Annotated in this window: 25 protein-coding genes and 1 riboswitch; of the genes, 9 read left to right on the top strand and 16 right to left on the bottom strand. The window is 64.8% G+C overall.

Features of this window, described 5'->3' with window-relative positions:
- Positions 1-173 precede the first annotated feature (173 nt).
- Entirely contained in the window at positions 174-872 is a 699-nt protein-coding gene (locus ACIPZ8_RS18060) for a helix-turn-helix transcriptional regulator (RefSeq protein WP_400725802.1), read from the top strand.
- 556 nt (positions 873-1,428) lie between these two features.
- Here the strand turns inward: ACIPZ8_RS18060 and ACIPZ8_RS18055 are convergent.
- The 3 genes from ACIPZ8_RS18055 to ACIPZ8_RS18045 all read right to left on the bottom strand — a co-directional run bounded on the left by ACIPZ8_RS18055 (position 1,429) and on the right by ACIPZ8_RS18045 (position 4,572).
- A complete protein-coding gene (locus ACIPZ8_RS18055) occupies positions 1,429-1,692 on the bottom strand; it encodes a DUF3077 domain-containing protein (protein ID WP_400725800.1) in 264 nt (87 codons plus the stop codon).
- Between the two features lie 138 nt (positions 1,693-1,830).
- The gene (locus ACIPZ8_RS18050) at positions 1,831-2,073 is read right to left on the bottom strand and encodes a hypothetical protein (RefSeq protein ID WP_110639487.1); all 243 of its coding nucleotides are present in this window, start codon (positions 2,071-2,073) and stop codon (positions 1,831-1,833) included.
- Positions 2,074-2,394: 321 nt separating this feature from the next.
- Positions 2,395-4,572 carry a TonB-dependent siderophore receptor gene (locus ACIPZ8_RS18045; protein ID WP_400725797.1) on the bottom strand — a complete coding sequence of 726 codons (2,178 nt, stop codon included), beginning with the start codon at positions 4,570-4,572 and terminating at the stop codon, positions 2,395-2,397.
- Positions 4,573-4,765: 193 nt separating this feature from the next.
- On the opposite strand from ACIPZ8_RS18045, the gene ACIPZ8_RS18040 reads away from it, so the two are divergent.
- From ACIPZ8_RS18040 to ACIPZ8_RS18030, 3 genes are all read left to right on the top strand, one after another.
- Positions 4,766-5,458 (top strand): response regulator transcription factor, encoded by a 693-nt coding sequence (locus ACIPZ8_RS18040; protein WP_400725794.1) that lies wholly within the window; start codon positions 4,766-4,768, stop codon positions 5,456-5,458.
- A complete protein-coding gene (locus ACIPZ8_RS18035; RefSeq protein WP_400725791.1) occupies positions 5,458-6,804 on the top strand; it encodes a histidine kinase sensor domain-containing protein in 1,347 nt (448 codons plus the stop codon). Before ACIPZ8_RS18040 ends, ACIPZ8_RS18035 begins: the two co-directional genes overlap by 1 nt.
- 69 nt (positions 6,805-6,873) lie before the next feature.
- Positions 6,874-7,770, top strand: a complete 897-nt coding sequence (locus ACIPZ8_RS18030) for an alpha/beta hydrolase (RefSeq protein ID WP_400725788.1) — start codon at positions 6,874-6,876, stop codon at positions 7,768-7,770.
- A 49-nt stretch (positions 7,771-7,819) separates the two neighbouring features.
- On the opposite strand, the gene ACIPZ8_RS18025 is transcribed toward ACIPZ8_RS18030, so the two are convergent.
- Complete coding sequence (locus tag ACIPZ8_RS18025; protein ID WP_400725785.1) at positions 7,820-9,025, bottom strand: RtcB family protein; 1,206 nt, start codon at positions 9,023-9,025, stop codon at positions 7,820-7,822.
- Between the two features lie 92 nt (positions 9,026-9,117).
- A riboswitch (FMN riboswitch) is annotated at positions 9,118-9,259 on the top strand.
- An 80-nt stretch (positions 9,260-9,339) separates the two neighbouring features.
- On the opposite strand from ACIPZ8_RS18025, the gene ribB reads away from it, so the two are divergent.
- The 5 genes from ribB (at position 9,340) to ACIPZ8_RS18000 (ending at position 15,216) form a co-directional block, all read left to right on the top strand.
- Positions 9,340-9,990 (top strand): 3,4-dihydroxy-2-butanone-4-phosphate synthase, encoded by a 651-nt coding sequence (ribB, locus tag ACIPZ8_RS18020; RefSeq protein WP_400725783.1) that lies wholly within the window; start codon positions 9,340-9,342, stop codon positions 9,988-9,990.
- 131 nt (positions 9,991-10,121) lie between these two features.
- A complete protein-coding gene (locus ACIPZ8_RS18015) occupies positions 10,122-10,364 on the top strand; it encodes an exodeoxyribonuclease VII small subunit (protein ID WP_008092375.1) in 243 nt (80 codons plus the stop codon).
- Positions 10,361-11,248, top strand: a complete 888-nt coding sequence (gene ispA / locus ACIPZ8_RS18010) for a (2E,6E)-farnesyl diphosphate synthase (protein WP_400725780.1) — start codon at positions 10,361-10,363, stop codon at positions 11,246-11,248. The genes ACIPZ8_RS18015 and ispA overlap by 4 nt, the downstream gene beginning before the upstream one ends.
- A gap of 107 nt (positions 11,249-11,355) precedes the next feature.
- Positions 11,356-13,251, top strand: a complete 1,896-nt coding sequence (dxs, locus tag ACIPZ8_RS18005) for a 1-deoxy-D-xylulose-5-phosphate synthase (protein ID WP_400725777.1) — start codon at positions 11,356-11,358, stop codon at positions 13,249-13,251.
- 111 nt (positions 13,252-13,362) lie between these two features.
- Positions 13,363-15,216 carry a TonB-dependent receptor plug domain-containing protein gene (locus tag ACIPZ8_RS18000; RefSeq protein WP_400725774.1) on the top strand — a complete coding sequence of 618 codons (1,854 nt, stop codon included), beginning with the start codon at positions 13,363-13,365 and terminating at the stop codon, positions 15,214-15,216.
- On the opposite strand, the gene ACIPZ8_RS17995 is transcribed toward ACIPZ8_RS18000, so the two are convergent.
- From ACIPZ8_RS17995 to nrdR, 12 genes are all read right to left on the bottom strand, one after another.
- On the bottom strand, positions 15,194-16,006 hold the full coding sequence (locus ACIPZ8_RS17995) for a cobalamin-binding protein (protein ID WP_400725771.1): 813 nt from the start codon (positions 16,004-16,006) through the stop codon (positions 15,194-15,196). The genes ACIPZ8_RS18000 and ACIPZ8_RS17995 overlap by 23 nt on opposite strands.
- The gene (locus tag ACIPZ8_RS17990) at positions 16,006-16,425 is read right to left on the bottom strand and encodes an MFS transporter (RefSeq protein ID WP_400725768.1); all 420 of its coding nucleotides are present in this window, start codon (positions 16,423-16,425) and stop codon (positions 16,006-16,008) included. The genes ACIPZ8_RS17995 and ACIPZ8_RS17990 overlap by 1 nt, the downstream gene beginning before the upstream one ends.
- Entirely contained in the window at positions 16,422-17,039 is a 618-nt protein-coding gene (gene ribA, locus ACIPZ8_RS17985; RefSeq protein ID WP_103448799.1) for a GTP cyclohydrolase II, read from the bottom strand. The genes ACIPZ8_RS17990 and ribA overlap by 4 nt, the downstream gene beginning before the upstream one ends.
- 140 nt (positions 17,040-17,179) lie before the next feature.
- On the bottom strand, positions 17,180-17,923 hold the full coding sequence (locus tag ACIPZ8_RS17980) for a substrate-binding periplasmic protein (RefSeq protein ID WP_400725765.1): 744 nt from the start codon (positions 17,921-17,923) through the stop codon (positions 17,180-17,182).
- Between the two features lie 16 nt (positions 17,924-17,939).
- On the bottom strand, positions 17,940-18,443 hold the full coding sequence (locus ACIPZ8_RS17975; RefSeq protein ID WP_085677096.1) for a phosphatidylglycerophosphatase A: 504 nt from the start codon (positions 18,441-18,443) through the stop codon (positions 17,940-17,942).
- Positions 18,440-19,408 (bottom strand): thiamine-phosphate kinase, encoded by a 969-nt coding sequence (thiL, locus tag ACIPZ8_RS17970; RefSeq protein WP_400725762.1) that lies wholly within the window; start codon positions 19,406-19,408, stop codon positions 18,440-18,442. Before thiL ends, ACIPZ8_RS17975 begins: the two co-directional genes overlap by 4 nt.
- 18 nt (positions 19,409-19,426) lie before the next feature.
- Positions 19,427-19,927: a transcription antitermination factor NusB gene (gene nusB / locus ACIPZ8_RS17965; protein WP_003255393.1), complete on the bottom strand. Its 501-nt coding sequence runs from the start codon at positions 19,925-19,927 to the stop codon at positions 19,427-19,429.
- Complete coding sequence (gene ribE / locus ACIPZ8_RS17960; RefSeq protein WP_159408711.1) at positions 19,924-20,400, bottom strand: 6,7-dimethyl-8-ribityllumazine synthase; 477 nt, start codon at positions 20,398-20,400, stop codon at positions 19,924-19,926. The genes nusB and ribE overlap by 4 nt, the downstream gene beginning before the upstream one ends.
- Positions 20,401-20,491: 91 nt before the next feature.
- Positions 20,492-21,583 (bottom strand): bifunctional 3,4-dihydroxy-2-butanone-4-phosphate synthase/GTP cyclohydrolase II, encoded by a 1,092-nt coding sequence (gene ribBA / locus ACIPZ8_RS17955; RefSeq protein WP_027917815.1) that lies wholly within the window; start codon positions 21,581-21,583, stop codon positions 20,492-20,494.
- 18 nt (positions 21,584-21,601) lie between these two features.
- The gene (locus ACIPZ8_RS17950; RefSeq protein ID WP_016497780.1) at positions 21,602-22,267 is read right to left on the bottom strand and encodes a riboflavin synthase; all 666 of its coding nucleotides are present in this window, start codon (positions 22,265-22,267) and stop codon (positions 21,602-21,604) included.
- Between the two features lie 42 nt (positions 22,268-22,309).
- Positions 22,310-23,440, bottom strand: a complete 1,131-nt coding sequence (ribD, locus tag ACIPZ8_RS17945) for a bifunctional diaminohydroxyphosphoribosylaminopyrimidine deaminase/5-amino-6-(5-phosphoribosylamino)uracil reductase RibD (protein WP_400725757.1) — start codon at positions 23,438-23,440, stop codon at positions 22,310-22,312.
- Positions 23,441-23,442: 2 nt separating this feature from the next.
- A complete protein-coding gene (nrdR, locus tag ACIPZ8_RS17940; protein WP_009685710.1) occupies positions 23,443-23,907 on the bottom strand; it encodes a transcriptional regulator NrdR in 465 nt (154 codons plus the stop codon).
- Positions 23,908-23,959 lie beyond the last annotated feature (52 nt).

Below are 23,959 nucleotides of genomic sequence, written 5' to 3'. Positions count from 1 at the left end.
CGCTTTGCAGAAAAAAACCCGCCTCGGCGGGTTTTTTTATGGGCGATACAGGAAGCGGGTAAAAAGTCCTACGCAGTCCTACACATTCGCCCTACATCCAGGCATTTTTCACACCGTTCTTATCAACATCACGTTCATTTCGCTACTGGCAACCGGCCGCTACACTCGGCCTCATGAACAGATCCGGTGACCGACTCAAGGCACTCCTCCGGGAATGTGGCCTGACCCCCGCAGACTTCGCTGCCCAGCGCCGCGTCACGTCGCAGCACATCAACAACTGGTTCACCCGCGGCATCCCGATTGCCCGCCTGGACGAAATGGCCGAGTTGTTCTGTGTGCAACGTCGTTGGTTGCAAACGGGCGAAGGCCCCAAGCACCCGCATTCGCTTCTGCGCATGTACGCACCACAGGCAACGCCGATAGACGCATTCGGTGAGTCACCGGATCAGCCTGTGCCGCTGGTGCAAGTGCCCTTCCACGAACTGCGCAATGGCCAGCTCATCGCGCTTGACGGTCATCACCTGGCAATGCCGGCACCTGCGCTGGAGGCCTTGGCCGTACCCGTGGACCAAGCCATCTGCATGACCATGCCTGCCGCCAACATGGCGCCGTGGATTCCGCGCGATGCCATCCTGGCGATCGACCTCAGCTACACCCGGGTGGTTGATGGCGAGATCTATGCCCTGCTGCACAACGGCAGGCTCAGGGTGAACAGCCTGAGCCTTGGCCATCAAGGGACCCTGTGCCTGCATAGCCACAACCGACGTGAGGTGGTGGAACGCTACACGCCGTTACAACGCAATGTGCAGAAGCTGGAGGTACTGGGCTGGGTGTTCCATTGGTCGCATTACCGCCAGCGACGCCCCGACTGACACACGCTGTGCCATTTTTTGCTGGGCATACAGCGCCAGCCCTTGTATGCTACGCCGCACATTCAGCCCCGGCCGGCGCAAGCTGCGTTCCAGAGGGCTCGGCGACGCTCCACACGACCGTCTGCCATCTCTTTCAGGCCCTTGCTGGCCACACAGTTAAGGCGGTTGCGACTTACCATAAATTAGTCGGAACCGTCCCCGAGAAGCCGGCCACAAGCCGGCTTTTTAATGCCTGTCAGTTTGTTCGCCATGACATTTGCATCGCTTGTGAGATCGAGCGCCGCCCGCGCGGCGCATCGCAGGCAAGCCTGCTCCTACATCTGTTTCGGGCCAATCAAGCCTGTGCCATTAGCGCGCGGCCCCTTGTTTGTACGACACGATATCGAGCCATGCACCAAGGGGTACGCGCGCCTCTGCCACAGGACTCACTGGCCCGAAACAGATGTAGGAGCAGGCTTGCCTGCGATGCGCCGCGCGGGCGGCGCTCGATCTGATAGGCGCTGCACATCTGTCGGCGAACACCTGGTGGCCGTGATGCGCTATCAGGCCTGGCCCATCAATGCCTCATGCCCATCTCGGCATCATCCATCAGCGCCTTGGCCATCGCGCTCAGGTAGTGCGAAGCCCAGATCATCATTGGTTTCTCTTCCATCAGCCCAAGGATGGTCAGCTCCCGCACATAGCCCATCAGTTCCGAGGCCTGCTCTCGGGCATCACGACAGGGGATGCCGGGTTCGATGCGGAACAATGGGTGGGTCCGGTTTTCACCTTGGAAGAAGGTGGTCTTGCCGACGGTGCATTGGGTGTCGTCTGTGGTCATTGGTCAATCTCCCTGAAAAGTCTCGAGTGCCTGGGCGGGCCTCATCGCGGATAAATCCGCTCCTACAAAATTCACGCATTACCTGTAGGAGCGGATTCATCCGCGATTGGCCGGCCCAGACAACACATCACTCAAGCCTCAGTGCAAGGTCCGAGGCCCAGTGGGCATCTGAACCTGGATTAACGCCGATTCGAGCAAGGCCCGCAGCGCCTCCAGCTCATGCATCGAGGTCATCATCAAAATCGACGCAGGGGACTTGGGCTGCAGCAGCAACGCCTGATGCACCACCGTCGTCGCGCAGAGCGCGTAGTCAGTGGCCTGGATCAGGGTGTCTTCGAGGGAATGAATATCGTGAGGTGGATCGGGGACTATCTTAAGCATGGTGTAACCTCGTCTGTATCCGAAGAGACCACCACGTCATCACTTGCATTTGATGGGTGGCGACTACGTGCAGGTCTGCAAGACCGGACAGACGAGAACCGGCAGATCCGAAGATCTCCCGCACGCAGCCACCATTGACCGAACTTGCTGGCAAGCAGCAACTCGGAAAGCGGTACTGATGTCTGTACGGGCTTGCAGGCCCGGTCGCTGCTTTGGCAACGACCGGGCCACACTAGGCCGCCCAGAACACCACCGCAATGGCCCAAGGGCGGTAGGAAGCTAATTCAGAAATGGACTACAAACAACGGGAATTTTCTGAACTTAGAAGTCATAACGCGCCCCGACCATCATGCTCCGCGATGGCCCATAGAAGTTGAACGTCGAGGTAGACCCCACCCGCGACAGGTAATCCCGGTCGAACAGGTTGTTGACGTTCAAGGTCGCCGTCAGCTTCGAAGTCACCGGGTACGACAGCATCGCATCCACAGTCGCGTAACCCGGCGCATCGATACGCACGCCGCCATTCTCGGAGTAGAAGTTGCTCATCGCCGACACACCGCCACCAATGGCCAGCCCGTTCAGCGGGCCCTGGCTGATGGTGTATTTGCTCCACAGCGACGCCTGGTTGCGCGGCATGATGAAGAAGGTGGTTTCGGCATCACCCTTGACGGTGTCGGTTTCCATCCAGGTGTAACCCGCCAGCAGCTCCCAGTTCGGCGTCAGCTTGCCGCTGACTTCCACTTCCGCGCCCTTGACCCGGGTCTTGCCAGAGGCGACCGAGAAGCCGGTGTCCACGCCATCGGCATCGTACTCGGTGCTGGCGCGGTTCTTGTCGGTCAGGCGGAACACCGAGAAGCGGGTGTTCAGGTCGCCACCGAAGTAGCTGCTCTTCAAGCCGAATTCATACTGCTCGCCCTGGCGCGGCTTGAGCACCCGGCCGTTGCCGTCGGTGTCCGACTGGGGCTTGAACACCTGCGAGTAGCTGGCGTACAGCGCGTGGTTTTCGGTCAGGTCGTAGACCAGGCCGCCATACGGCGTGAAGCGGCCATCGACGCGCTTGTTGTCGTCGACCGTCGAGCCGCTGCTCAGGGTGGTGGTGTAGAAATCACCGCGGTACCAGCTGAAGCGGCCACCGGCAATCAGCGCCAGGCGCTCAACCGGGCGGAAGGTGACCTTGGAGTACAGGCCGTATTCCTCTTCCTGCATGCCGGTCTCGGTACTGTAGTTCGGCGACGGCTTGGCGAAGCGCGTCGGTGTATAGCTGTTGACGTTTATGCTGCCCAGGTTGGTGGTGCCGTTGAGGTACTCGGTGTCATAGTTCTTGTAGTCGGTGCCGACCACGAATTCGCTGACCTGGCCGAAAGTCTCGAACGGCTGGCTGTAGCTGGCATCCAGCGAATAGGTGTCCTGGGTAAAGTCGCGGGCGCTGGCGCGTTCGGAGTTGGCACCGGTGGTGGCGTTGGTCGCGGTGAAGGCGTACAGGTAGTTGGTGTCGCGGTGCGAGCCGCGGGCGGCGACGCGGCCATAGCCACCGTTGTCGAAGCGGTGGGTCAGCTCGGCGACCAGGTCGGTGGTCTTGCCGTCGAAGTAGTTCCAGTCGGCGCCGAAGAACTTCGAATGGCTGAAATCAGGCACCTCGCCGGACAGCGTCGCCGGGTAACCGTTGTGCGGGGTGATGTCCTTCACTTCGTGGATCAGGCCGAACGACAGCACAGTGTCGTCGTCCAGGTCGATATCCAGCGCGCCGTAGTAGCTGTTGCTGGTGTTGGCGTTGTAGTCCACTTCACCGTTGGTGTCGTCACGCGAGGCGATGAAGCGCCCGCGCACCCGGCCGGCATCGTCCAACGGCCCGCTCAGGTCGATTTCTTCATGGTTGGTGTCCCAGGTGCCATAGCGGCCTTCGACATGGCCCTGGAATTCGGCGGTCGGGCGTTTGCGCACCATGTTGACGATACCGCCCAGCTCGCTGGTGCTGCTGAACAGCCCGGCCGGGCCGCGCATGATCTCGACCCGGTCGAAGGCCGCCAGCGACGGCACGGTGCCGAAGATACTGGCCATGGGCGCAGGCAGTCCGTCGATATTGAACTCACTGTACTCGTAGCCACGGGCGTAGATCGACGAACGGCCGCTGTCGTTGGTCAGGGTGCGCAGGCCTGCGGTGTACTTGGCCAGGTCATCCAGATGTACGAACTGGCGATCCTTGACGTAGTCCTGGGTGTACACGGTGATTGATTGCGGGATGTCCTTGAGCGCCGCCGGCGTCTTGGTGCCCACGGTAGCGGCATCGACGCTGTAACCACCGCTCTGTTCCGAGGGCAGCATGTCGTAGAGGCGGTTGCCTTCGATGGTCAGGGCCGGCAGGTCGAGCGACGTGTCGTCCGCAGCTGCCTGGCTTGCCACCGTTTCAGCGAGTGCCGACAACGAAAACGGCGCCAGCAGCCCCAGCACCAGCCATCCCCGAACCCGTCGCGGGCTCCCCACACCTTTGTAACCGCTCATGACACACCCTTCGCCCAAGTGATATTTAATCGCAAATGAAACAAGTTGCTTTTTGCGAACGATACCGGACGAAAAACCGGGGTGCAGCAGGATTAACCTTCTTAACACATGCGCCCGACACGGGGCGATTGCCCTGCCCCTGCCTACAATGGGATGATGGCTAACTGATACGAATTCTCATTAAAGACAACCGATGCCCACCTCACTCCTCCTCGCCGAAGATGACGCACACCTGCGCGAGGACCTGCAGCGCCACTTTCTCAACCGCGGTTTCCGGGTCAACGCCTGCGCCAGCGGTACCCAGGCATTGAATGCCGTGCAGCACAGCCGCTTCGACCTGGTGCTGCTGGACATCATGCTGCCAGGCATCGATGGCCTCAGCCTGCTCGACGACCTGCGCCGCCAACATGCCGTACCCGTGATGCTGATGTCGGCGCTGGGCGCCGAGCAGGACCGCATCAGTGGCTTTACCCGCGGCGCTGACGATTACCTGCCCAAGCCGTTCAGCCTCGCGGAGCTGGACGCCCGGGTGGATGCCCTGTTGCGGCGGGTGGCCTTCGGCCGCAGCACGCTCGCGCACAGCGACGCCGGCCCGCTGGTCTTCGACCAGTACCTGCAGGATGTCCTTCTCCACGGCACGGCGGCCGGCCTGACCGCGTCTGAATTCCGCTTGCTGGCCACGTTGAATGCCCACCCAGGCGAGGCCCTGAGCAAGCCGTTCCTGTACCAGACCGTGCTGCACCGGGCCTACACCCGCCTGGACCGCGGCCTCGATGTGCACGTGTGCAACCTGCGTCGCAAGCTGGCCGATATCGGCGCCCAGCACCTGCAGATCCAGGCGGTGCGCGGCCAGGGCTACATCCTGGTCGACACGGAACACGCCTGATGCGCCGCCACCCCTTGCTATGGAAACTGGCAGCCTTGCAGGTCAGTTTCTGCCTGCTGCTGACCTGGCTGATCTGGACCTGGGGCCTGTCGGTGGAGCGCAGCACCTATTTTCTCTCCCAGGCCGACCAGGACTACCTCGCCCGCTACGCACAGCAGGCTGAACAGGCCTGGGAGCAAGCGGGGGCGACAGGCGCCGAGGCCTTCCGCCGCAAGCTCGAACACGCCGAAGACACCTGGGCGGTACTGCTCGGGCCACACCTGCAAAGCCTTGGCACCACCACGCTGGACGCCGAAGAAGCCAGCCACCTGACCTTCATGCGCAAGCTCGACTGGCCGATGAGCCGGCGCCTGCAGGATGAACTGCCGTACGTCAGCATCGAGTTCCCGCAACACCCCGAGAACGGCCGCCTGGTGATGCAACTGCCCGAACGCCTGCTGCCCACGGGCCTGACACCCTGGACCCATGTCATCACCCACGGCGTCGTGCCCACACTGCTTGCCCTGCTGCTGGGCCTGGCGATCTATCGGCAGCTGGTGGTGCCGCTCAACCACCTGCGCGACCGCGCCGATGCCCTGCGCGCCGACGATCTGGAAAGCCCTGGCCTGCCGCTGCAGGAGCGTCGCGATGAGCTGGGTGAACTGGCACAGGCCTTCGAGCACATGGCCGGGCGCCTGCGCCAGAGCCTGGAGCAACAGCGCCTGCTGCTACGCACGCTGTCCCACGAACTGCGCACGCCACTGGCGCGCTTGCGCATCGCCCATGACAGCGGCTTGCCGCCGGCACACCTGCGTGAACGCCTGGAGCGCGAGGTCAACGACATGCAAAAGCTGCTCGAAGACACCCTGGACCTTGCCTGGATGGACACCGAGCAACCGCAACTGCCCACCGAGCCAGTGCTTATGCTTTCCGTGTGGGAAGCGCTCTGCCAGGACATCTGCTTCGAAAGTGGCTGGGACCGCGCGCGCCTGCCCTGCTCGCTGGGCACCGACTGCCGGGTGCAGGTGCATCTGGACAGCCTGGCCCAGGCCCTGGAAAACCTGATGCGCAATGCCATCCGCCATTCGCCCGAGGGCGGCCGGGTGAGCCTGGATGGCTGGCGTGACGGCGACTGCTGGCACCTGCGCCTGAGCGACCAGGGGCCCGGCGTACCGCAAGCTGACCTCGAACGCATCTTCCAACCCTACCAACGCTTGCCCCACAGCGGTGCAGGCTTCGGCCTGGGGCTGGCCATCGCCCGTCGCGCCATCGAACTGCAAGGCGGCCGGCTGTGGGCGAGCAATGCTCACCCTGGCTTGTGCCTGCATGTGGTGCTGCCGATCGGCGAGGAATGTTTAGAAAGTTAATGCGCTTTACGCCCAAACGGCACTGATTATCATCTGGCGTCTCCCTGCAAAGTCCTGACGAGACGCCTGATGAGCAAGATGACCCTGTCCCTGCCCCTGATTGTGGCACTGGCGCTGGCCGCCCCGATTGCCGTGGCGCAGCCAGCGCGTGAGCAGAAGATGGACACCTCGCTGCTGCAGCGCCAGGACCTGGCCTACCACTTCAGCCACCTCGACCTGGACTCGGCCGACGGCCAGCGCCACTACCGCCTGTGGGTCGGCAAGCCGGACCGCCCGGCGCCGGCCGCCGGTTATCCGGTGCTGTGGATGCTCGACGGCAATGCCGCACTTGGGGCGCTGGATGGCCAGCAACTGAGCAGGCTCGCAGCCGGCCAGGCACCGTTGCTGGTGGCCGTGGGGTACCAGACAGATCAGCGCATCGAGCGGACCGGGCGCACCTTCGACTACACCCCGGCTGTGGCCGGGCAGGCCGAGCAGCACGATCCGCTGACGGGAGAACCCAGCGGTGGAGTGGATGCGTTCCTTGATCTGCTGACGCAAAAAATGCGGCCAATGGTGGCCGACGTGGCGCCCATCGACCCGCTGCGGCAGACGCTGTGGGGGCATTCCTATGGTGGCCTGGCAGTGCTGCATGCACTGTTCACCCGGCCAGCGGCATTCAGTGACTATGCGGCAGCCAGCCCATCGCTGTGGTGGAACGACGGAGCGATCGTGCGTGAGGCACCGGGGTTGCAGCGGCGCCTGGGTGATAGCCGGCCGCGGTTGTTGCTGATGCGCGGCAGTGAGGAGCCGGCGAATCCGCGCATGCCGATGAAGGGCGATGCGGAGCGGCCAGCGCGGGAGTTGGCGGCTGATCTATCCAGGGTGAAAGGGCTGCAGGTGCGCTTCGAGCGATTCGAAAGGCTGGGGCATGGGCCGATGTTGCCGGCTTCGCTGGGTAAGGTGATTGGGGATATGTCGCGGTAATCCTGCTTCGGCCTCTTCGCGGGTTTACCCGCGAAGAGGCCGGGACAGGTCAGCCTTTAACGCAAACCAGCTGCCGCAGCGTGTGAACCACTTCCACCAGTTCACTCTGCGCCCGCATCACCGCATCGATGTCCTTGTACGCCATCGGAATCTCGTCGATCACGTCCTTGTCCTTGCGGCACTCCACATGGGCCGTCGCCCGCCGCTGATCCTCCACGGTGAATTGGCTCTTGGCCTTGGTCCGGCTCATCACCCTGCCCGCGCCATGGCTGCAGGAGCAGAACGACTCTTCGTTGCCCAACCCCCGCACAATGAAGCTCCTGGCCCCCATGGAGCCGGGAATGATGCCGAGCTGCCCCTTCTGCGCCGACACCGCGCCCTTGCGCGTCACCAGTACCTCGCGGCCGAAATGCTGCTCGCGCTGCACATAGTTGTGGTGGCAGTTAACCGCCTCCAGGCTTGCCTCGAACGGCTTGGCCAGCACCTTGCGGGTGGCCGCGACCACCGCCTGCATCATCAATTCACGGTTGCATCGGGCAAAGTCTTGCGCCCACTCCACCGCCTCGACATAGTCGGCGAAATGGCGGCTGCCCTCCTCGAAGTAGGCCAGGTCCTTGTCCGGCAGGTTGGCCAGGTGCTGGCGCATGTCGGCCTGGGCCAGTTCGATGAACAGGTTGCCGATGGCATTGCCGACACCGCGCGAGCCGCTGTGCAGCATGAACCAGACCCGGTCGGCCTCGTCCAGGCACACCTCGATGAAGTGGTTGCCGCCGCCCAGGGTGCCCAGGTGGTGGCGGTTGTTGGTCTTTTCCAGGCGCGGGTACTTGTCGGTGATGGCCTTGAAACACCCGGCGAGCTGGCCCCAGGCTTTGTCTGCCAGGCCCGGCACGTTGTCCCAGGCACCTTGGTCGCGTTTACCGAAGGTCTTGCCGTGGGGCACCGCCTGCTCGATGGCACTACGCAGGCGGTGCAGGTTGTCCGGCAGGTCCCGCGCCTGCAGCGAGGTACGCGCGGCGATCATGCCGCAGCCGATGTCGACCCCCACCGCTGCGGGGATGATCGCGCCGACCGTGGGGATCACGCTGCCAATGGTCGAGCCCTTGCCCAGGTGCACATCCGGCATCACCGCCAAGTGCTTGAAGATGAACGGCATCTTCGCCGTGTTGAGCAGTTGCCGGCGGGCGTCGTCTTCGACCGGCACGCCGTCGGTCCACAGTTTGACCGGCTTGCCGCCGGCGACCTGGAGAATGTCCATGGAGCTGTTCCTGTTGAGCCATGCCTGCATGTTACCGCCGAAGGTCGTAGAGCAGCGGCTTGCCAGCAAGGTGGCACCGTACTGTATGCTTGGCCGGTCTTCAGGGCGGGGTGAAAGTCCCCACCGGCGGTAAATCGAAAGATGAGCCCGCGAGCGCCCCGGCCATGCCGGGGGTCAGCAGATCTGGTGCGACTCCAGAGCCGACGGTCATAGTCCGGATGAAAGAAGGCGTCAGGCAGGGGCCATTCGGGCGCCCCTGCGCGCGCATTTTGTTCGCCCCGAGACGTTCATCGATCAATCACGAGGAGCGTTTCATGTCCCCTTTGCTGCAAAAACAATTTCCCAATGTGTCCGCCGCCATCGCCGCCTTCCAGGCCGGGCGCCCTGTGCTGCTGCTCGACGATGACGACCGCGAGGACGAAGCCGACATCGTCGCTGCCGCCGAGAACCTGTCGCTGCAGACCATGGCCATGATGATCCGCGACTGCAGCGGCATCGTCTGCCTGTGCCTGGACGAAGCCACGGTCGATGCCCTGCAACTGGCGCCAATGGTGCAGAACAACCAGGCCCGCCACGGCACCGGCTTCACCGTCACCATCGAAGCGGCCGAAGGCGTGAGCACCGGCGTTTCCGCGCAGGATCGCATCACCACCATCGAAGCGGCGCTGCGTTCGACCGCCGAGCAACGCCATATCGTCAGCCCGGGCCATGTGTTCCCGCTACGTGCGCGGGATGGTGGCGTTCTGACCCGTCGCGGGCATACCGAAGGCTCGGTGGACCTGGCTCGCCTGGCCGGTCTGCGGCCGGCGGCGGTGCTGTGCGAACTGATGAACCCCGATGGCAGCATGGCGCGGGGTGAGCAGGTGGCGGTGTATGCGCGGCAGTACAACCTGCCGGTGCTGACCATCGAAGAGCTGGCGCGGTGCCGTGAGGCCATGGTGGAGCTCGAAGCCGAGCCTGCCTGATCCATCGCACGGGGCCGCTTTGCGGCCCATTCGCGGCGGTTCGGCGCCCCGATGAACCCAGCGGAAGTTTGCTCCCCTAGCGCCGCTCTGCTAACGTCGCGCGGTTCTGACCTGCCACCGAGACTGTCGCCATGGCCCGCAAAAAAGCCTCCATCGATTTCGAACAATCCCTCGCCGACCTGCAAGCCCTGGTCGAGCGCCTGGAGAACGGCGAACTGTCGCTGGAAGACTCGCTGGCCGCCTTCGAGCAAGGCATCGCCCTGACCCGCGATTGCCAGGGCGCCCTGGCCCAGGCCGAACAGAAAGTGCAGATTCTGCTGGAACGTGACGGCGAACTCGCCGCGCAGCCGTTCGATGCGGAGCCAGAAGCATGATCACTGCTTACCAGGCCAGCTGCCAGGCCCGTGTCGACGCCGCCCTCGAGCCCCTGTTCATCGCCCCCACCAAAGAGCTTGAACGCCTTTATGCCGCAATGCGCTACAGCGTGATGAACGGCGGCAAGCGCGTGCGCCCGCTGCTCGCCTATGCGGCCTGCGAAGCCCTTGGCGCGCCGGCCGAGCAGGCCAACGGCGCCGCCTGTGCGGTGGAGCTGATCCACGCTTATTCGCTGGTCCATGATGACCTGCCGGCCATGGACGACGACGACCTGCGCCGTGGCCAGCCAACTACCCACAAGGCCTTCGACGAAGCCTGCGCGATTCTCGCCGGTGACGGCCTGCAGAGCCTGGCGTTCAGCGCCCTGCTCGACCCACGCCTGAGCCCGCAGGCCGACAGCATCCGCCTGGCCATGGTCCAGGCCCTGGCCAAGGCGGCAGGCCCTGCAGGCATGGTCGGTGGCCAGGCCATCGACCTCGGCTCGGTCGGCCTGAAACTCGACCAGCAAGCCCTGGAATTCATGCACCGGCACAAGACCGGCGCCCTGATCGAAGCCAGCGTGCGCCTGGGTGCCCTGGCCAGTGCCCGCGCCGAGCAGGCGCAGCTGGATGCCCTGCAGACTTATGCACAGGCCATCGGCCTGGCCTTCCAGGTGCAGGACGATATCCTCGACGTGGAAAGCGACACGGCCACCCTGGGCAAGCGCCAGGGTGCCGACATCGCCCGTGACAAACCGACCTACCCAGCCCTGCTGGGGCTGGAAGCGGCCAAGGCCTATGCAACCGAACTGCGCGACCAGGCGCTGGTCGCCCTGCAAGGGTTTGGCGAAAATGCCGAGCCGCTGCGGGCGTTGGCGCGCTATATCGTCGAACGCCGCCATTGATGGATGGGGGCCGCTTTGCGGCCCTTCGCGATACCCGTCTGAATGGGCAGTATTTCCCACAATGGGGTAAACTGCCGCGTCTTCACACACCTATAACGACTCGCCTGATGCCCACGACGTTTCAAGAGATCCCCCGCGAACGCCCGGTCACGCCGTTGCTCGACCGCGCTGACACGCCTGCCGGCCTGCGCCGGCTGGCCGAAGCCGACCTGGAGACCCTGGCCGACGAGTTGCGCCAGGAGTTGCTCTACACCGTTGGTCAGACCGGTGGGCATTTCGGCGCCGGCCTGGGCGTCATCGAGCTGACGATCGCCCTGCACTACGTCTTCGACACCCCGGATGACCGGCTGGTGTGGGACGTCGGCCACCAGGCCTACCCGCACAAGATCCTCACCGGGCGCCGCAAGCGCATGCTCAGCCTGCGCCAGAAGGACGGCATCGCCGCCTTCCCGCGCCGCAGCGAGAGCGAGTACGACACCTTCGGTGTCGGCCACTCCAGCACCTCGATCAGCGCAGCGCTGGGCATGGCCATCGCCGCCCGCCTGCAGAACAGCGCACGCAAGTCGATCGCCGTGATCGGCGACGGCGCCCTCACTGCCGGCATGGCCTTCGAAGCGTTGAACCACGCCCAGGAAGTCAACGCCGACATGCTGGTGATCCTCAACGACAACGACATGTCGATTTCGCGCAATGTCGGCGGCCTGTCCAACTACCTGGCCAAGATCCTCTCCAGCCGCACCTACGCGAGCATGCGCGAGGGCAGCAAGAAGGTGCTGTCGCGCCTGCCCGGTGCCTGGGAAATCGCCCGCCGCACCGAGGAATACGCCAAGGGCATGCTGGTGCCGGGCACGCTGTTCGAAGAACTGGGCTGGAACTACATCGGCCCGATCGACGGCCATGACCTGCCCACCATGATCGCCACCCTGCGCAACATGCGAGACCTCAAGGGGCCGCAGTTCCTGCACGTGGTGACCAAGAAGGGCAAGGGCTTCGCCCCGGCCGAGGTCGACCCGATCGGCTACCACGCCATCACCAAGCTCGAACCCGCCGACAAGCCGGCTGCGCCAAAGAAGGTCAGCGGGCCGAAGTACTCTGCGGTGTTCGGCCAGTGGCTGTGCGACATGGCTGCCGCCGACAACCGCCTGGTGGGCATCACCCCGGCGATGAAGGAAGGCTCCGACCTGGTCGATTTCAGCGAGCGCTACCCCGAACGCTACTTCGACGTGGCGATCGCCGAGCAGCACGCGGTCACCCTCGCTGCGGGCATGGCCTGCGAAGGCAGCAAGCCGGTGGTGGCGATCTACTCCACCTTCCTGCAGCGCGGCTATGACCAGCTGATCCACGACGTGGCGGTGCAGAACCTCGATGTGCTGTTCGCCATCGACCGCGCCGGCCTGGTCGGCGAAGACGGCCCGACCCACGCCGGCGCCTACGACCTGTCGTACCTGCGCTGCATCCCCGGCATGCTGGTGATGACCCCGAGCGACGAGAACGAACTGCGCAAGATGCTCAGCACCGGCCACCTGTACAACGGCCCGGCGGCTGTGCGCTACCCACGCGGTACCGGCCCTAACGCACCGATCAGTGGCGACCTCGAACCGCTGGAAATCGGCAAGGGTGTGGTGCGCCGCCAAGGCGAGAAAGTGGCCCTGCTGGTGTTCGGTGTGCAGCTGGCCGAGGCCCTGCAGGTTGCCGAGCAGATCAACGCCACCGTGGTCGACATGCGCTTCGTCAAACCACTGGACGAGGCCCTGGTGCTGGAACTGGCTGCCAGCCATGAGCTGCTGGTGACCATCGAAGAGAACAGCATCATGGGTGGCGCCGGGGCGGCCGTGGGCGAGTTCCTGGCCCATGAGGGCGTGGTCAAACCGCTGCTGCACCTGGGGCTGCCGGACATCTATGTCGAGCATGCCAAGCCTGCGCAGATGCTGGCGGAGTGTGGGCTGGATGCCGCTGGTATCGAGGCCTCGGTGAAAGCCCGCATGGCCAAGCTCGGGCTGTAAATTTTGGGGCCGCTTTGCGGCCCTTTCGCGACACAAGGCCGCTCCTGCACAGGATCGCGCAATCCTGTAGGAGCGGCCTTGCGTCGCGATCGAGGGCACAGCCCTCGCAAAATGGAACAGCCAGTGAAAGCCTCAACCTTTACCACCCTGCTCTGCCTCCCACTGCCCCTGCTGGCCGCCGAGCGCGACGACGCCCTCAAGCTCCCCGACATCCTGATCAGCGCCAACCGCCAGGTCGAATCGCGTACCGCCACCAGCGCCGCCAATACCGTTTTCACCCGCGCCGACATCGACCGCCTGCAGCCCAGCAGTGTCACCGACCTGCTCACCCGCGTGCCCGGTGTACAAGTCGCGCCCACCGGAGGCCGTGGCAGCCTGCCGGGCATCTTCATCCGTGGCACCAAGGCCGCCCAGAGCCTGGTGCTGGTCGATGGCGTGCGCATCGCCAACGCCACCTCCGGCGACAGTGGCCTGCAGTTTCTCGATGTCGACCAGATCGAACGTGTCGAAGTGCTGCGTGGTTCGCGCTCGGCGGTGTACGGCAGCGATGCCATAGGCGGGGTGATCCAGATCTTCACCCGCCGCAGCAGCGGCCCCGGCCTGCAACCACGCCTGCGCCTGGCAGCGGGCAGCAACCAGACGTTCCAGCGCAGCCTGGGGCTGTCCGGCGGTGACGGTGCTACCCGTTTCAACTTCGGCGCCAGCCTCGATGAGACCGCAGGTATCGACTCGACCGGGCCGTCGTTTGCCAGCGATGGTGACCACGACGCCTACCGCAACAAGTCGCTGAACCTGAGCCTGAGCCATACCTTTGACGAGCGCCTGGAAGCCGGCCTGAACCTGCTCGACAGCCGCGGCCGGCACGAGTACGACGAGCCACGCGGCTTCAGCCCGCAAGAACCCTACTCTGACTTCGCAGTCAGCAGCCTAGGCAGTTATCTGGATGCTCAGCTCGCCGAGCAATGGAACACTCGCCTCGAGCTGGCCCACAGTGAGAACCGCGACGAAAGCCGAGACAAGCTCAGCCATTCAAGCTTTCCGTTCACTACATACCGGGACCAGGCAACCTGGCAGAACACCCTCACCCTGGACGACAGCAACAGCTTGATGCTCGGCGGCGACTGGTATGAAGACCGCGTCCATGCAAGCACCGACTTCACCGAAGACAGCCGCTGGAATCGCGCGGTGTTCGCCCAGCATCGCTTCCACGGCGAACACTTTTCCACCGAACTGGGGCTGCGCCACGACAAGAACCAGCAGTTCGGTGGCCAGACCACCTGGAGCGGCAGCCTGACAGTACCGCTCGACGAGGCCAACGATGTACTGCTGTCGTACAGCGAGGGCTTTCGCGCCCCCACTTTCAACGACCTGTACTTCCCCGGTTACAACAACCCGGACCTGAAGCCTGAGCACTCGAAAAGCTATGAGCTGCAATGGCGCAGCCAGTTGAGCGAAAGCAGCAGGCTGGAAACGTCGCTTTATCGCACCGACCTGCGCGACGCGATCGAATACAGTAACCAGCCTGAGAACGTCGGTTCCGCCCGAATCAACGGCTTTGAAGTAGCCCTGAGCCAGGAGTGGAACGGCTGGGTGTCGCAACTGGGCCTGGCACTGATCGATCCACGCAACCGCGAAAACGGCCACACCCTCTCACGACGGTCCAGACGCACCTTGAGCCTGGATATCGACCGTCAGTTCGACCGTTTCAGCCTGGGAGCCAGTTGGCAGGCAGCCAGCAGCAGTTTCAACGACGAAGCCAATACCGACGCGATCGGTGGCTACGGCGTGATCGGCCTTCGTGGGGGGTGGGCGGCAAGCCACGAGCTGAAATTCGACCTGAAGCTGGACAACGTGTTGGACCGGCAGTACAGCCGCACCCATTACAACTACCTGGGCAACAACTACGGCTACCGCGAAGAAGGCCGCACTGCGCTGTTCAGCGTCACCTGGACGCCGGCACTCTAGCCGCCAGCAGCGCGCACAGGCGGGCGGTGGCTTCGATCATCTGCCCGCTGGGCCGCTCCAGGCCCTTGTCCGGCACCACCAGCAAGCCCTTGCCTGCCACCGCGCTCAGCCGTGGCCAGGCCTTCCAGCTCGCCAGCTGCGCCTCATCACCCGCCAGGATCACCTGCGGCTCACGCATCAGCACCGACTCGACATTCACCTGAGGTGCCGGCTGGCTCAGATCGGCAAAGACATTGCGCGCCCCGCACACCGCCAGGGCATCGCTGACCACCTGCCGCCCGCCCAGGGTATACAGCGGCCGGTCCCACACCTGGTAGAACACCCGCAACGGCTGCTCGCGCCGGTACTGCTGGCGCAGCTGCTGCAGGCGCTCGCGCAGGGCCTGCACGTATAGCCGGCCTTGCTCGCCCCGCCCGACGCGCACGGCAAGGGCCTCGATCTGCTCGAGCAGCTGATTCAGGTCGTGGGGTTCGGCGCTGTAAGTCGCGATGCCCAGGCGCTTGAGCTGGTCGCGCTGGGCCGGTGCCACGCTGCCGGGCCAGAGCAGCAGCAGGTCGGGCTTGAGGCTGAGCAGGGTTTCCATGTCGAGCTGGCCCTGGCGCCCGACCGAAGGCAGCCGTTGCAGCGCTGGCGGCCGCTCGCCGCCATCGAGCACGCCCACCAGCAGGTCATCGGCGTGCAGTTCGAGCATGATTTCGCTCATCGACGGCGCGAGGCTGACCACGCGCAAAGGCTCGTCGGCCCTCGCGGCAAGGGCCAGCAATGCCAGCAGGCACAGCAGGATACGCATCAGCCCAGCTGACGCGGAATGCAGTAGAGGTAAAGCAGCACCACGGTGGACAGCGCGAGGAGGATCTGCGGCACCGCCTCCAGCCCGACCAGCACCGAAAGCGCGGCGACCCAGGCCGGGAAGCAGGCAAACAGCATGGCCATGCGTCGCACCCGCGCCAGGGTGATCCAGGCGGCTGGCTCTTCAGCCGTGCCCAGCACCTTCGAGGTGGCGATCAGTGCCCGCTTGTAGGCGCCGAAGCGCGGCAGGCTGAGGAACATGGTCGCGGCACCGGCGATGAACAGCGGCATCGCCAGCACCGGGATCAGCGCATCGCCGCCGCCAAAGGCCCAGGCCATGACCGGCAGCGGCACCAGGCCAACCGCCAAGTATTGCCACCAGGCCAGCGCCAGGCGCCGCTTGACCTCGCCGCGGGTCACGCCTGGGGCACCTCGCCCTGGTGTTCGTTACCCAGCATGTGACCGAGCTTGCCGGCCTTGGTCGCCAGGTAGTAACGGTTGTGCGGGTTGTGCCCAGTGTGCAGCGGCACGCGCTCGGCGACCTTGATGTTCATGTCGGTCAGCGCCTTGACCTTGCGCGGGTTGTTGGTCATCAGGCGCAGCGCTTTCACGCCCAGGTGCTCGAGCATTGGCAGGCACATGGCGTAGTCGCGCTGGTCCGCGGCGAAGCCCAGGCGCTCGTTGGCTTCGACGGTGTCGGCACCACCATCCTGCAGCTCATAGGCGCGGATCTTGTTCAACAGGCCGATGCCACGGCCTTCCTGACGCAGGTACAGCAGCACGCCACGGCCTTCGCGGGCGATGGCCTGCAGCGCGGCTTCCAGCTGCGAACCACAGTCGCAGCGCTGGCTGAACAGGGCATCGCCGGTCAGGCACTCGGAGTGCAGGCGCCCCAGCACCGGCTCGCCGTCGGCGATATCACCCAGGCTGAGCACCACGTGCTCACGGCCAGTGGCTTCGTCAAGGAAGCCATGCATGGTGAAGATCGCAAAGGGAGTCGGGAGTTTCGAGGCGGCAACAAAGACGACGGGCACGTTGTGCTCCTGGATAAGTAGGAAATTTCTCGTGAGCCGATTGTATCAGCAGGTCGCCGCGTGTGCGCTCGTTGTATACCGTGGCTTAAGATCGAAAAGTTCGATGCTTAGGTTTCCCTGTGGGGCTGTGCCTGAACGGGTTATTGCGGTTTGCTGTCCGCCGTGAAGGGATACGGTTGCTTCCAGTGCTCGAAGATCGGCTTCAGCTCGCCACTGTGCACCAGCACGGTCATGCGTTTGTCGAACAGGTCGCGCAGGGCCTTGGCGTGTTCGTTCTTGGCAAACGCCAGGTACAGCGGCAGTTCGGCCACATGGGTACTGCGAAAACGCTCCGGCTGCGAGGCCTGCCCGAGCACATAGTCGACTTCGGTCTGCGCATCTATGTAGAAATCCACCCGCTCATGTTCGAGCATCGGCAGGATGCCTTCACGGCGCTGGATTTCCCGGAAGTTGTGCACATTGGGCAGGTAACTGCCGTAGTCATAGCCACGCACCCAGGCCAGGCGGTACTGGCCGACTGTGGCCAAGGTCGGCACCGGCTTGCTGGCCAGGCCCAAGGCGTAGATGTGGTCCATATCGAAATGCCAGCGCGGATACAGGTTATCGCCGTTCTCTTCCTTGTACGACCCGACCCAGGCATCGGCCTCGCCGCGCTTGACCAGGCCAACCGCGCGGCTGTAAGGCGCACTCTGGGCCACCACCTTGACCCCGGCAGGCTCGAACACCTTGCGCAACACATCCCAGGCCACACCGCTGCCATCGGCGTTGGTGTAGTCGATCCACTCTTCGCTGACCAGGTGAATCTGCTTCGGCAACGCATCGGCCGCCATCGCCCAAGGGGCAAGGCTCAGCATCATTGCCAGCAGCACAGTCCTCATGGCCATCGAAACGCTCCCTGCTTCAGCCTACCGCCCACACCAGAATCTGCATGCCCAGCCAGGCAAAAACACCGGCCAGGATATCGTCGAGCATGATCCCGACACCCCCGTGCACATGGCGGTCGATCCAGCGAATCGGCCATGGCTTGAGGATGTCGAAGAAGCGGAACATCAGGAACCCGGCGAGGATCCACTGCCACCCTTCCGGCACCAGCCAGAGGGTGATCCACATGCCGACCATCTCGTCCCAGACAATGCCTTCATGGTCGTGCACACGCAAGTCATTCGCAACTTTGCCGCACAGCCAGAAGCCGAACAGCATCGTCACGCCCAGCAGCAGCCAGTAGCCCCAGTCGGGCAGCATCTGCCACAGCGGGATGAACGGGATCGCGACCATCGAGCCCCAGGTGCCGGGGGCCTTGGGCAGGGTGCCGGAGCCGAAGCCAAAAGCGATGAAGTGCCACGGGTTGCGCCAGACCGATGGCGGAACGAACTCCGCAGGCACCTGGTTGGGGTGGTCGGTCACGGTGTCTCCCTAAAGTGTTGATAGCCCCGTTGAACCGGGGTGATGTCCTGGCCCTGCGGGTCGCGCAGGGTCACGCCCTGGCCTTCGAGCACGCGACCGATGACGTGCACCTCGGCAAAACCGAGGTCGGTCAGCGGGGCGAGCGCCGCAGGCGGCAGGGTAAAAGCCAGTATGTAGTCGTCGCCGCCGGTCAGCGCAGCCAGCCGTGCCGCATCGTGGCCAAGGAAGGCCTCCAGAGCAGGAGACACTGGCACCTGCACCAGGTTCACTTCAAGTGCGACCCCGGACGCCTTGGCGATATGCCCGCAGTCGGCGAGCAGGCCATCGGAAATGTCCAACGCCGCCGTGGCCCGGCCGCGCAGCAGCTGGCCAAGGTGGAGCTGCGGCATTGGCGACCAGTAGTGGTCGAGCAGCGGCTTGGCCTGCTCGGCCGGTGCCTCGCGCTCACCCAGTACCAGCGGCAACGCCCCAGCCGCCTTGCCCAGCGAACCGCCGACACACAGCAGATCGCCCGGCCGCGCGCCGCTGCGGCGCAACGCCTGGCCGGCCGGCACACGGCCGAACACGGTAACGGTGATGCTCAGCGGACCACGGGTGGTGTCGCCGCCGATCAGGCTCATGCGGCAACGCTGGGCCATGCGGCTGAGACCGTCGGCATAGGCCGCCAGCCAGTCGGGGCCGACATCAGGCAGGGTCAGGGCGAGGGTGAAGCCGATCGCCGTCGCGCCCATGGCCGCCAGGTCACTGGCCGCCACGGCCAACGAGCGCTGGCCAAGCAGCAGCGGATCGCAGACAGCGGGGAAATGCACCCCGGCGACCAGGGTGTCGGTCGACACCGCCAGTTGTTCACCGGGTGGAAGGTCCAGCAGGGCACAGTCGTCGCCGATACCCAGGGCCACGCCCTCGCCGCCCTGCGCACAAGGCGCGGCGGCGAAGTAATGGTTGATCAGCTCGAACTCACCCATGGGCAGGCAGCGCCGGGATCAGCGCTTGTTCGCCTTGACTTCTGCTTCACGCAGGGCCGGGGCGAGCTTGTCCAGCACACCGTTGACGAACTTGTGGCCGTCGGTGGCACCGAAGACCTTGGCCAGTTCCACGCCTTCGTTGATCACCACGCGGTAAGGTACGTCGACGCGCTTGATCAGTTCCCAGGTGGACAGCCGCAGCACGGCCAGCTCGACCGGGTCGAGCTCTTCCAGTGCGATGGTCATGCAAGGCACCAGCGCCTTGTCGATTTCGCCCTTGATCGCCGGGACCCCGTGGAGGATCTCGCGGAAATAGGCACCGTCGACATCGGTGAAATCGTTATCGACCCGGAATTGCGCTTCGATCTCGTTCAGCGAATGCTGGGCCATGTGCCACTGATACAGGGCCTGGGTCGCGAGCTTGCGGGCTTCGCGGCGCTTGGCGCTCTTCGATGGCTTGCCAGCATCCGCAGGTTTTGGATCGCGCGGGTTGAAACGATCGCTTTCGTCGCTAATCACTTGGCCTCCAACTGCGCCAGCAGGCTGACCATTTCCAGAGCGGACAGGGCAGCTTCACCGCCTTTGTTGCCAGCCTTGGTGCCGGAGCGCTCGATGGCCTGCTCGATGGAGTCGACGGTCAGAACGCCGAAGGCCACCGGTACGCCGAACTCCATGGACACCTGGGCCAGGCCCTTGGTGCATTCGCCCGCCACGTATTCGAAGTGCGGGGTACCGCCACGGATCACTGCGCCCAGGGCGATGATCGCGTCGTATACGCCTTGCTGGGCGACTTTCTGTGCCACCAGCGGGATTTCGAACGCGCCCGGGGCACGGATGATGGTGATGTCGCTTTCGCTGACACCGTGGCGTACCAGGGTATCAACGGCGCCGCTTACCAGGCTTTCGACAACGAAGCTGTTGAAGCGGCCAACCACCAAAGCATAGCGACCTTTGGGGGCGATGAAGGTACCTTCGATGGTCTTCAGGGTCATTCCGATATTCTCATCTTCAAGAGCGAGGCCGCATACAAGCGGCCTCGACAGGGGTCTGGACTCGAGCTCAGGGCGTCAATGCCGCCTCAAGTCACTCGGAGGGCACGTATTCTACAACTTCCAGATCGAATCCGGATATCGCATTGAACTTCATCGGCGAACTCATCAGGCGCATCTTGCGCACGCCGAGGTCGCGCAGGATCTGCGAACCGGCACCGACGGTGCTGTAGGTGGTCGGCGCCTTGGTCGGCGCATCGCCCGCGCTTTCGCGGATGTGCGCCAGCAGCACGTCGCCGTCCAGCGGGTGGCCCAGCAGCAGCACCACGCCGCTGCCCGCCTCGGCCACGGCGGCCATGGCCGCGCGCAGGCTCCAGCGGCCCGGCTGCTTGACCAGCAGCAGGTCGCGCAGCGGGTCCATGTTGTGCACGCGCACCAGGGTCGGCTCTTCGGCACAGATGTTGCCCAGGGTCAGGGCCATGTGCACGTCGCCTTCCACCGCGTCGCGGTAGGTGACCAGGTTGAACTCGCCGAGCTCGCTCTCGATCGGCTGCTCGGAGACGCGCTGCACGGTGCGCTCGTGGATCATGCGGTAGTGGATCAGGTCGGCGATGGTGCCGATCTTCAGGCCGTGCTCGGCGGCGAACACTTCCAGTTCGGCGCGGCGCGACATGGTGCCGTCGTCGTTCATCACTTCGCAGATCACGCCGCTCGGCTCGAAGCCGGCCATGCGCGCCAGGTCGCAGGCCGCTTCGGTGTGGCCGGCGCGGGCCAGGGTGCCGCCCGGCTGGGCCATCAGCGGGAAGATGTGGCCTGGGCTGACGATGTCTTCGGCCTTGGCGTCCTTGGCAGCGGCAGCCTGCACGGTGCGCGCACGGTCAGCGGCGGAAATGCCGGTGGTGACGCCCTCGGCGGCTTCGATCGACACGGTGAACTTGGTGCCGAAGCCCGAACCGTTGCGCGGCGCCATCAGCGGCAGCTTCAGGGTTTCGCAGCGCTCGCGGGTCATCGGCATGCAGATCAGGCCACGGGCGTGCTTGGCCATGAAGTTGATGTGCTCAGGCAGGCAGCACTCGGCCGCCATGATGATGTCGCCTTCGTTCTCGCGGTCTTCGTCATCCATGAGAATGACCATTTTGCCCTGGCGGATGTCTTCGACCAGTTCTTCGATGCTGTTGAGCGCCACTCGGCACCCCCTTCTCAATCAGGATTTCAAGAAGCCGTTGGCGGCCAGGAAGCTTTCGGTGATGCCACTGCCCTTGCTCGGTTCGGCAGCCTTGTCGCCCAGCAGCAGACGCTCCAGGTAACGGGCCAGCAAGTCGACCTCAAGGTTGACCCGACGCCCTGCGCGGTAGTCGGCCATGATGGTTTCGGACAGGGTGTGCGGGACAATGGTCAGCTCGAATTCGGCGCCATTGACCTCGTTGACCGTCAGGCTGGTGCCGTCGACGGTGATCGAACCCTTGTGGGCGATGTACTTGGCCAGCTCCTTGGGCGCACGCACGCGGAACTGGATGGCGCGGGCGTTATCGCTGCGCGAGATGATTTCGCCGACGCCGTCGACGTGGCCGCTGACCAGGTGGCCGCCCAGGCGGGTGGTCGGGGTCAGGGCTTTTTCCAGGTTGACCTTGCTGCCGCTCTTGAGGTCGATGAACGCGGTGCGCTTGAGGGTCTCGACGCTGACGTCGGCCCAGAAGCCGTTGCCCGGCAGCTCGACGGCAGTCAGGCACACGCCGTTCACGGCAATGCTGTCGCCGAGCTTGACGTCACCCAGGTCGAGCTTGCCGGTTTCGACGTAGACGCGCACGTCACCGCCCTTGGGGGTCAGGCTACGGATGGTGCCGATGGATTCGATGATGCCGGTGAACATGGGGACTTCCTCAAAAACGGGTTGCGCAGGGCAAGCCAGGCATTATACGCCGGGCGCCGGCAGGGGGATGGCCGTGACCCGCCAGTCATCGCCCACTGCGCGCATTTCGGTGATTTTCAGCCGCGGTGCCTGGCTCATCTTGTCCAGCGGCCAGTCCAGCAATGGCCGGGCCTGGGAGCCGAGGAAGGTGCCGGCGACGAACAGCTGGTACTCGTCGACCAGGCCCAGCTGGGCAAAGGCGCCGACCAGGCCGGCACCGGCCTCCAGCAGGATTTCGTTGACGCCGCGCGCGGCCAGCACCTGCAGCAGTGCCGGCAGGTCCACCTGGCCATTGTCGCCCGGCAGGCAGAGCAGTTCATGGCCGGCAGCGGCATAGCGCGGGTCATCTGCGACGGCGGTCACCACCAGTGCCGGGCCGGCCTGGAAGAACGGCGCGTCCAGCGGCAAACGCAGGCGGCCGTCGATCAGCACGCGCAACGGCGTGCGGCTCAGTGCCAGGGCGGTGGTTTCGGCATCGAGGCCCAGCTCGGTGCCACGCACGGTCATCCGCGCGTTGTCGGCCAGCACGCTGGCCGCACTGGTCAGCACCACGCTGGAGCGGGCGCGCAGGCGCTGCACTGCCGAACGGGCTGCGGGCCCGGTGATCCACTGGCTTTCGCCGCTGGCCATGGCGGTGCGGCCGTCCAGGCTCATCGCCAGTTTGGCGCGGACGAACGGCAGGCCGTGCTCCATGCGCTTGAGGAAGCCAGGGTTGAGCGCGCGGGCTTCGGCTTCGAGCACGCCGCTGGCGACTTCGATACCGGCTTCTGCCAGGCGCCGCAAGCCCTGGCCTGCGACTTGCGGATTGGGGTCCTGCATGGCGGCGACCACACGGGCGACGCCGGCCTTGACCAGCGCCTCGGCGCACGGCGGCGTGCGGCCATGGTGGCTGCACGGTTCCAGGGTCACGTAGGCGCAGGCGCCGCGGGCCCGTTCGCCGGCCTGACGCAGGGCATGCACTTCGGCGTGCGGCTCGCCGGCACGCACGTGCCAGCCTTCACCGACCACCTCGCCATCGCGGACGATCACGCACCCCACACGCGGGTTGGGGTGGGTGGTGTACACACCCTTGCGCGCCAGCTCCAGCGCGCGGGCCATGTAATGGGCGTCGAGGATCGCGGTCTGGCTGGACATGCTCACTCTTTAGCCGGCTCGCGGGCCAGGCGGTCGATTTCTTCGCGGAATTCGTCGAGGTCCTGGAAGCGTCGGTACACCGAGGCGAAGCGGATGTAGGCCACTTCGTCGAGCTTGCGCAGCTCGGCCATGACCATTTCGCCTACCACCAGTGACTTGACCTCACGTTCTCCGGTAGCGCGCAGGCGGCTCTTGATATGCGCCAGCGCCGCTTCCAGGCGCTCGACGCTGACCGGGCGCTTCTCCAGCGCACGCTGCATGCCGGCCCGCAGTTTGTCTTCATCGAAGGGCTGGCGCGTGCCGTCCTGCTTGATCAGCCGGGGCAACACCAGCTCGGCGGTTTCGAAGGTGGTGAAGCGCTCGCCGCAGGCAACGCATTCACGGCGGCGGCGCACCTGTTCGCCCTCGGCGACCAGACGCGAGTCGATGACCTTGGTGTCGTTGGCACCGCAAAAGGGACAGTGCATGGTGGCAGGCAACAAAAAAAGGGAGGGCCATGGTAGCGCATTGCACTGGCAA

Source organism: Pseudomonas sp. NPDC089422 (assembly GCF_044749405.1).
Lineage (GTDB): Bacteria > Pseudomonadota > Gammaproteobacteria > Pseudomonadales > Pseudomonadaceae > Aquipseudomonas.
Note: the sequence above shows the minus strand (reverse complement) of the source record. Positions and strands in the feature narration are given on the sequence as shown.

Excerpts from the sequence above, each read along its gene's own strand:
- ACIPZ8_RS18060 (WP_400725802.1), top strand. The coding sequence starts at position 174 with ATGAACAGATCCGGTGACCGACTCAAGGCACTCCTCCGGGAATGTGGC.
- ACIPZ8_RS18055 (WP_400725800.1), bottom strand. The coding sequence starts at position 1,692 with ATGACCACAGACGACACCCAATGCACCGTCGGCAAGACCACCTTCTTC.
- ACIPZ8_RS18050 (WP_110639487.1), bottom strand. The coding sequence starts at position 2,073 with ATGCTTAAGATAGTCCCCGATCCACCTCACGATATTCATTCCCTCGAA.
- ACIPZ8_RS18045 (WP_400725797.1), bottom strand. The coding sequence starts at position 4,572 with ATGAGCGGTTACAAAGGTGTGGGGAGCCCGCGACGGGTTCGGGGATGG.
- ACIPZ8_RS18040 (WP_400725794.1), top strand. The coding sequence starts at position 4,766 with ATGCCCACCTCACTCCTCCTCGCCGAAGATGACGCACACCTGCGCGAG.
- ACIPZ8_RS18035 (WP_400725791.1), top strand. The coding sequence starts at position 5,458 with ATGCGCCGCCACCCCTTGCTATGGAAACTGGCAGCCTTGCAGGTCAGT.
- ACIPZ8_RS18030 (WP_400725788.1), top strand. The coding sequence starts at position 6,874 with ATGAGCAAGATGACCCTGTCCCTGCCCCTGATTGTGGCACTGGCGCTG.
- ACIPZ8_RS18025 (WP_400725785.1), bottom strand. The coding sequence starts at position 9,025 with ATGGACATTCTCCAGGTCGCCGGCGGCAAGCCGGTCAAACTGTGGACC.
- ribB (WP_400725783.1), top strand. The coding sequence starts at position 9,340 with ATGTCCCCTTTGCTGCAAAAACAATTTCCCAATGTGTCCGCCGCCATC.
- ACIPZ8_RS18015 (WP_008092375.1), top strand. The coding sequence starts at position 10,122 with ATGGCCCGCAAAAAAGCCTCCATCGATTTCGAACAATCCCTCGCCGAC.
- ispA (WP_400725780.1), top strand. The coding sequence starts at position 10,361 with ATGATCACTGCTTACCAGGCCAGCTGCCAGGCCCGTGTCGACGCCGCC.
- dxs (WP_400725777.1), top strand. The coding sequence starts at position 11,356 with ATGCCCACGACGTTTCAAGAGATCCCCCGCGAACGCCCGGTCACGCCG.
- ACIPZ8_RS18000 (WP_400725774.1), top strand. The coding sequence starts at position 13,363 with ATGGAACAGCCAGTGAAAGCCTCAACCTTTACCACCCTGCTCTGCCTC.
- ACIPZ8_RS17995 (WP_400725771.1), bottom strand. The coding sequence starts at position 16,006 with ATGCGTATCCTGCTGTGCCTGCTGGCATTGCTGGCCCTTGCCGCGAGG.
- ACIPZ8_RS17980 (WP_400725765.1), bottom strand. The coding sequence starts at position 17,923 with ATGGCCATGAGGACTGTGCTGCTGGCAATGATGCTGAGCCTTGCCCCT.
- thiL (WP_400725762.1), bottom strand. The coding sequence starts at position 19,408 with ATGGGTGAGTTCGAGCTGATCAACCATTACTTCGCCGCCGCGCCTTGT.
- ribE (WP_159408711.1), bottom strand. The coding sequence starts at position 20,400 with ATGACCCTGAAGACCATCGAAGGTACCTTCATCGCCCCCAAAGGTCGC.
- ACIPZ8_RS17950 (WP_016497780.1), bottom strand. The coding sequence starts at position 22,267 with ATGTTCACCGGCATCATCGAATCCATCGGCACCATCCGTAGCCTGACC.
- ribD (WP_400725757.1), bottom strand. The coding sequence starts at position 23,440 with ATGTCCAGCCAGACCGCGATCCTCGACGCCCATTACATGGCCCGCGCG.
- nrdR (WP_009685710.1), bottom strand. The coding sequence starts at position 23,907 with ATGCACTGTCCCTTTTGCGGTGCCAACGACACCAAGGTCATCGACTCG.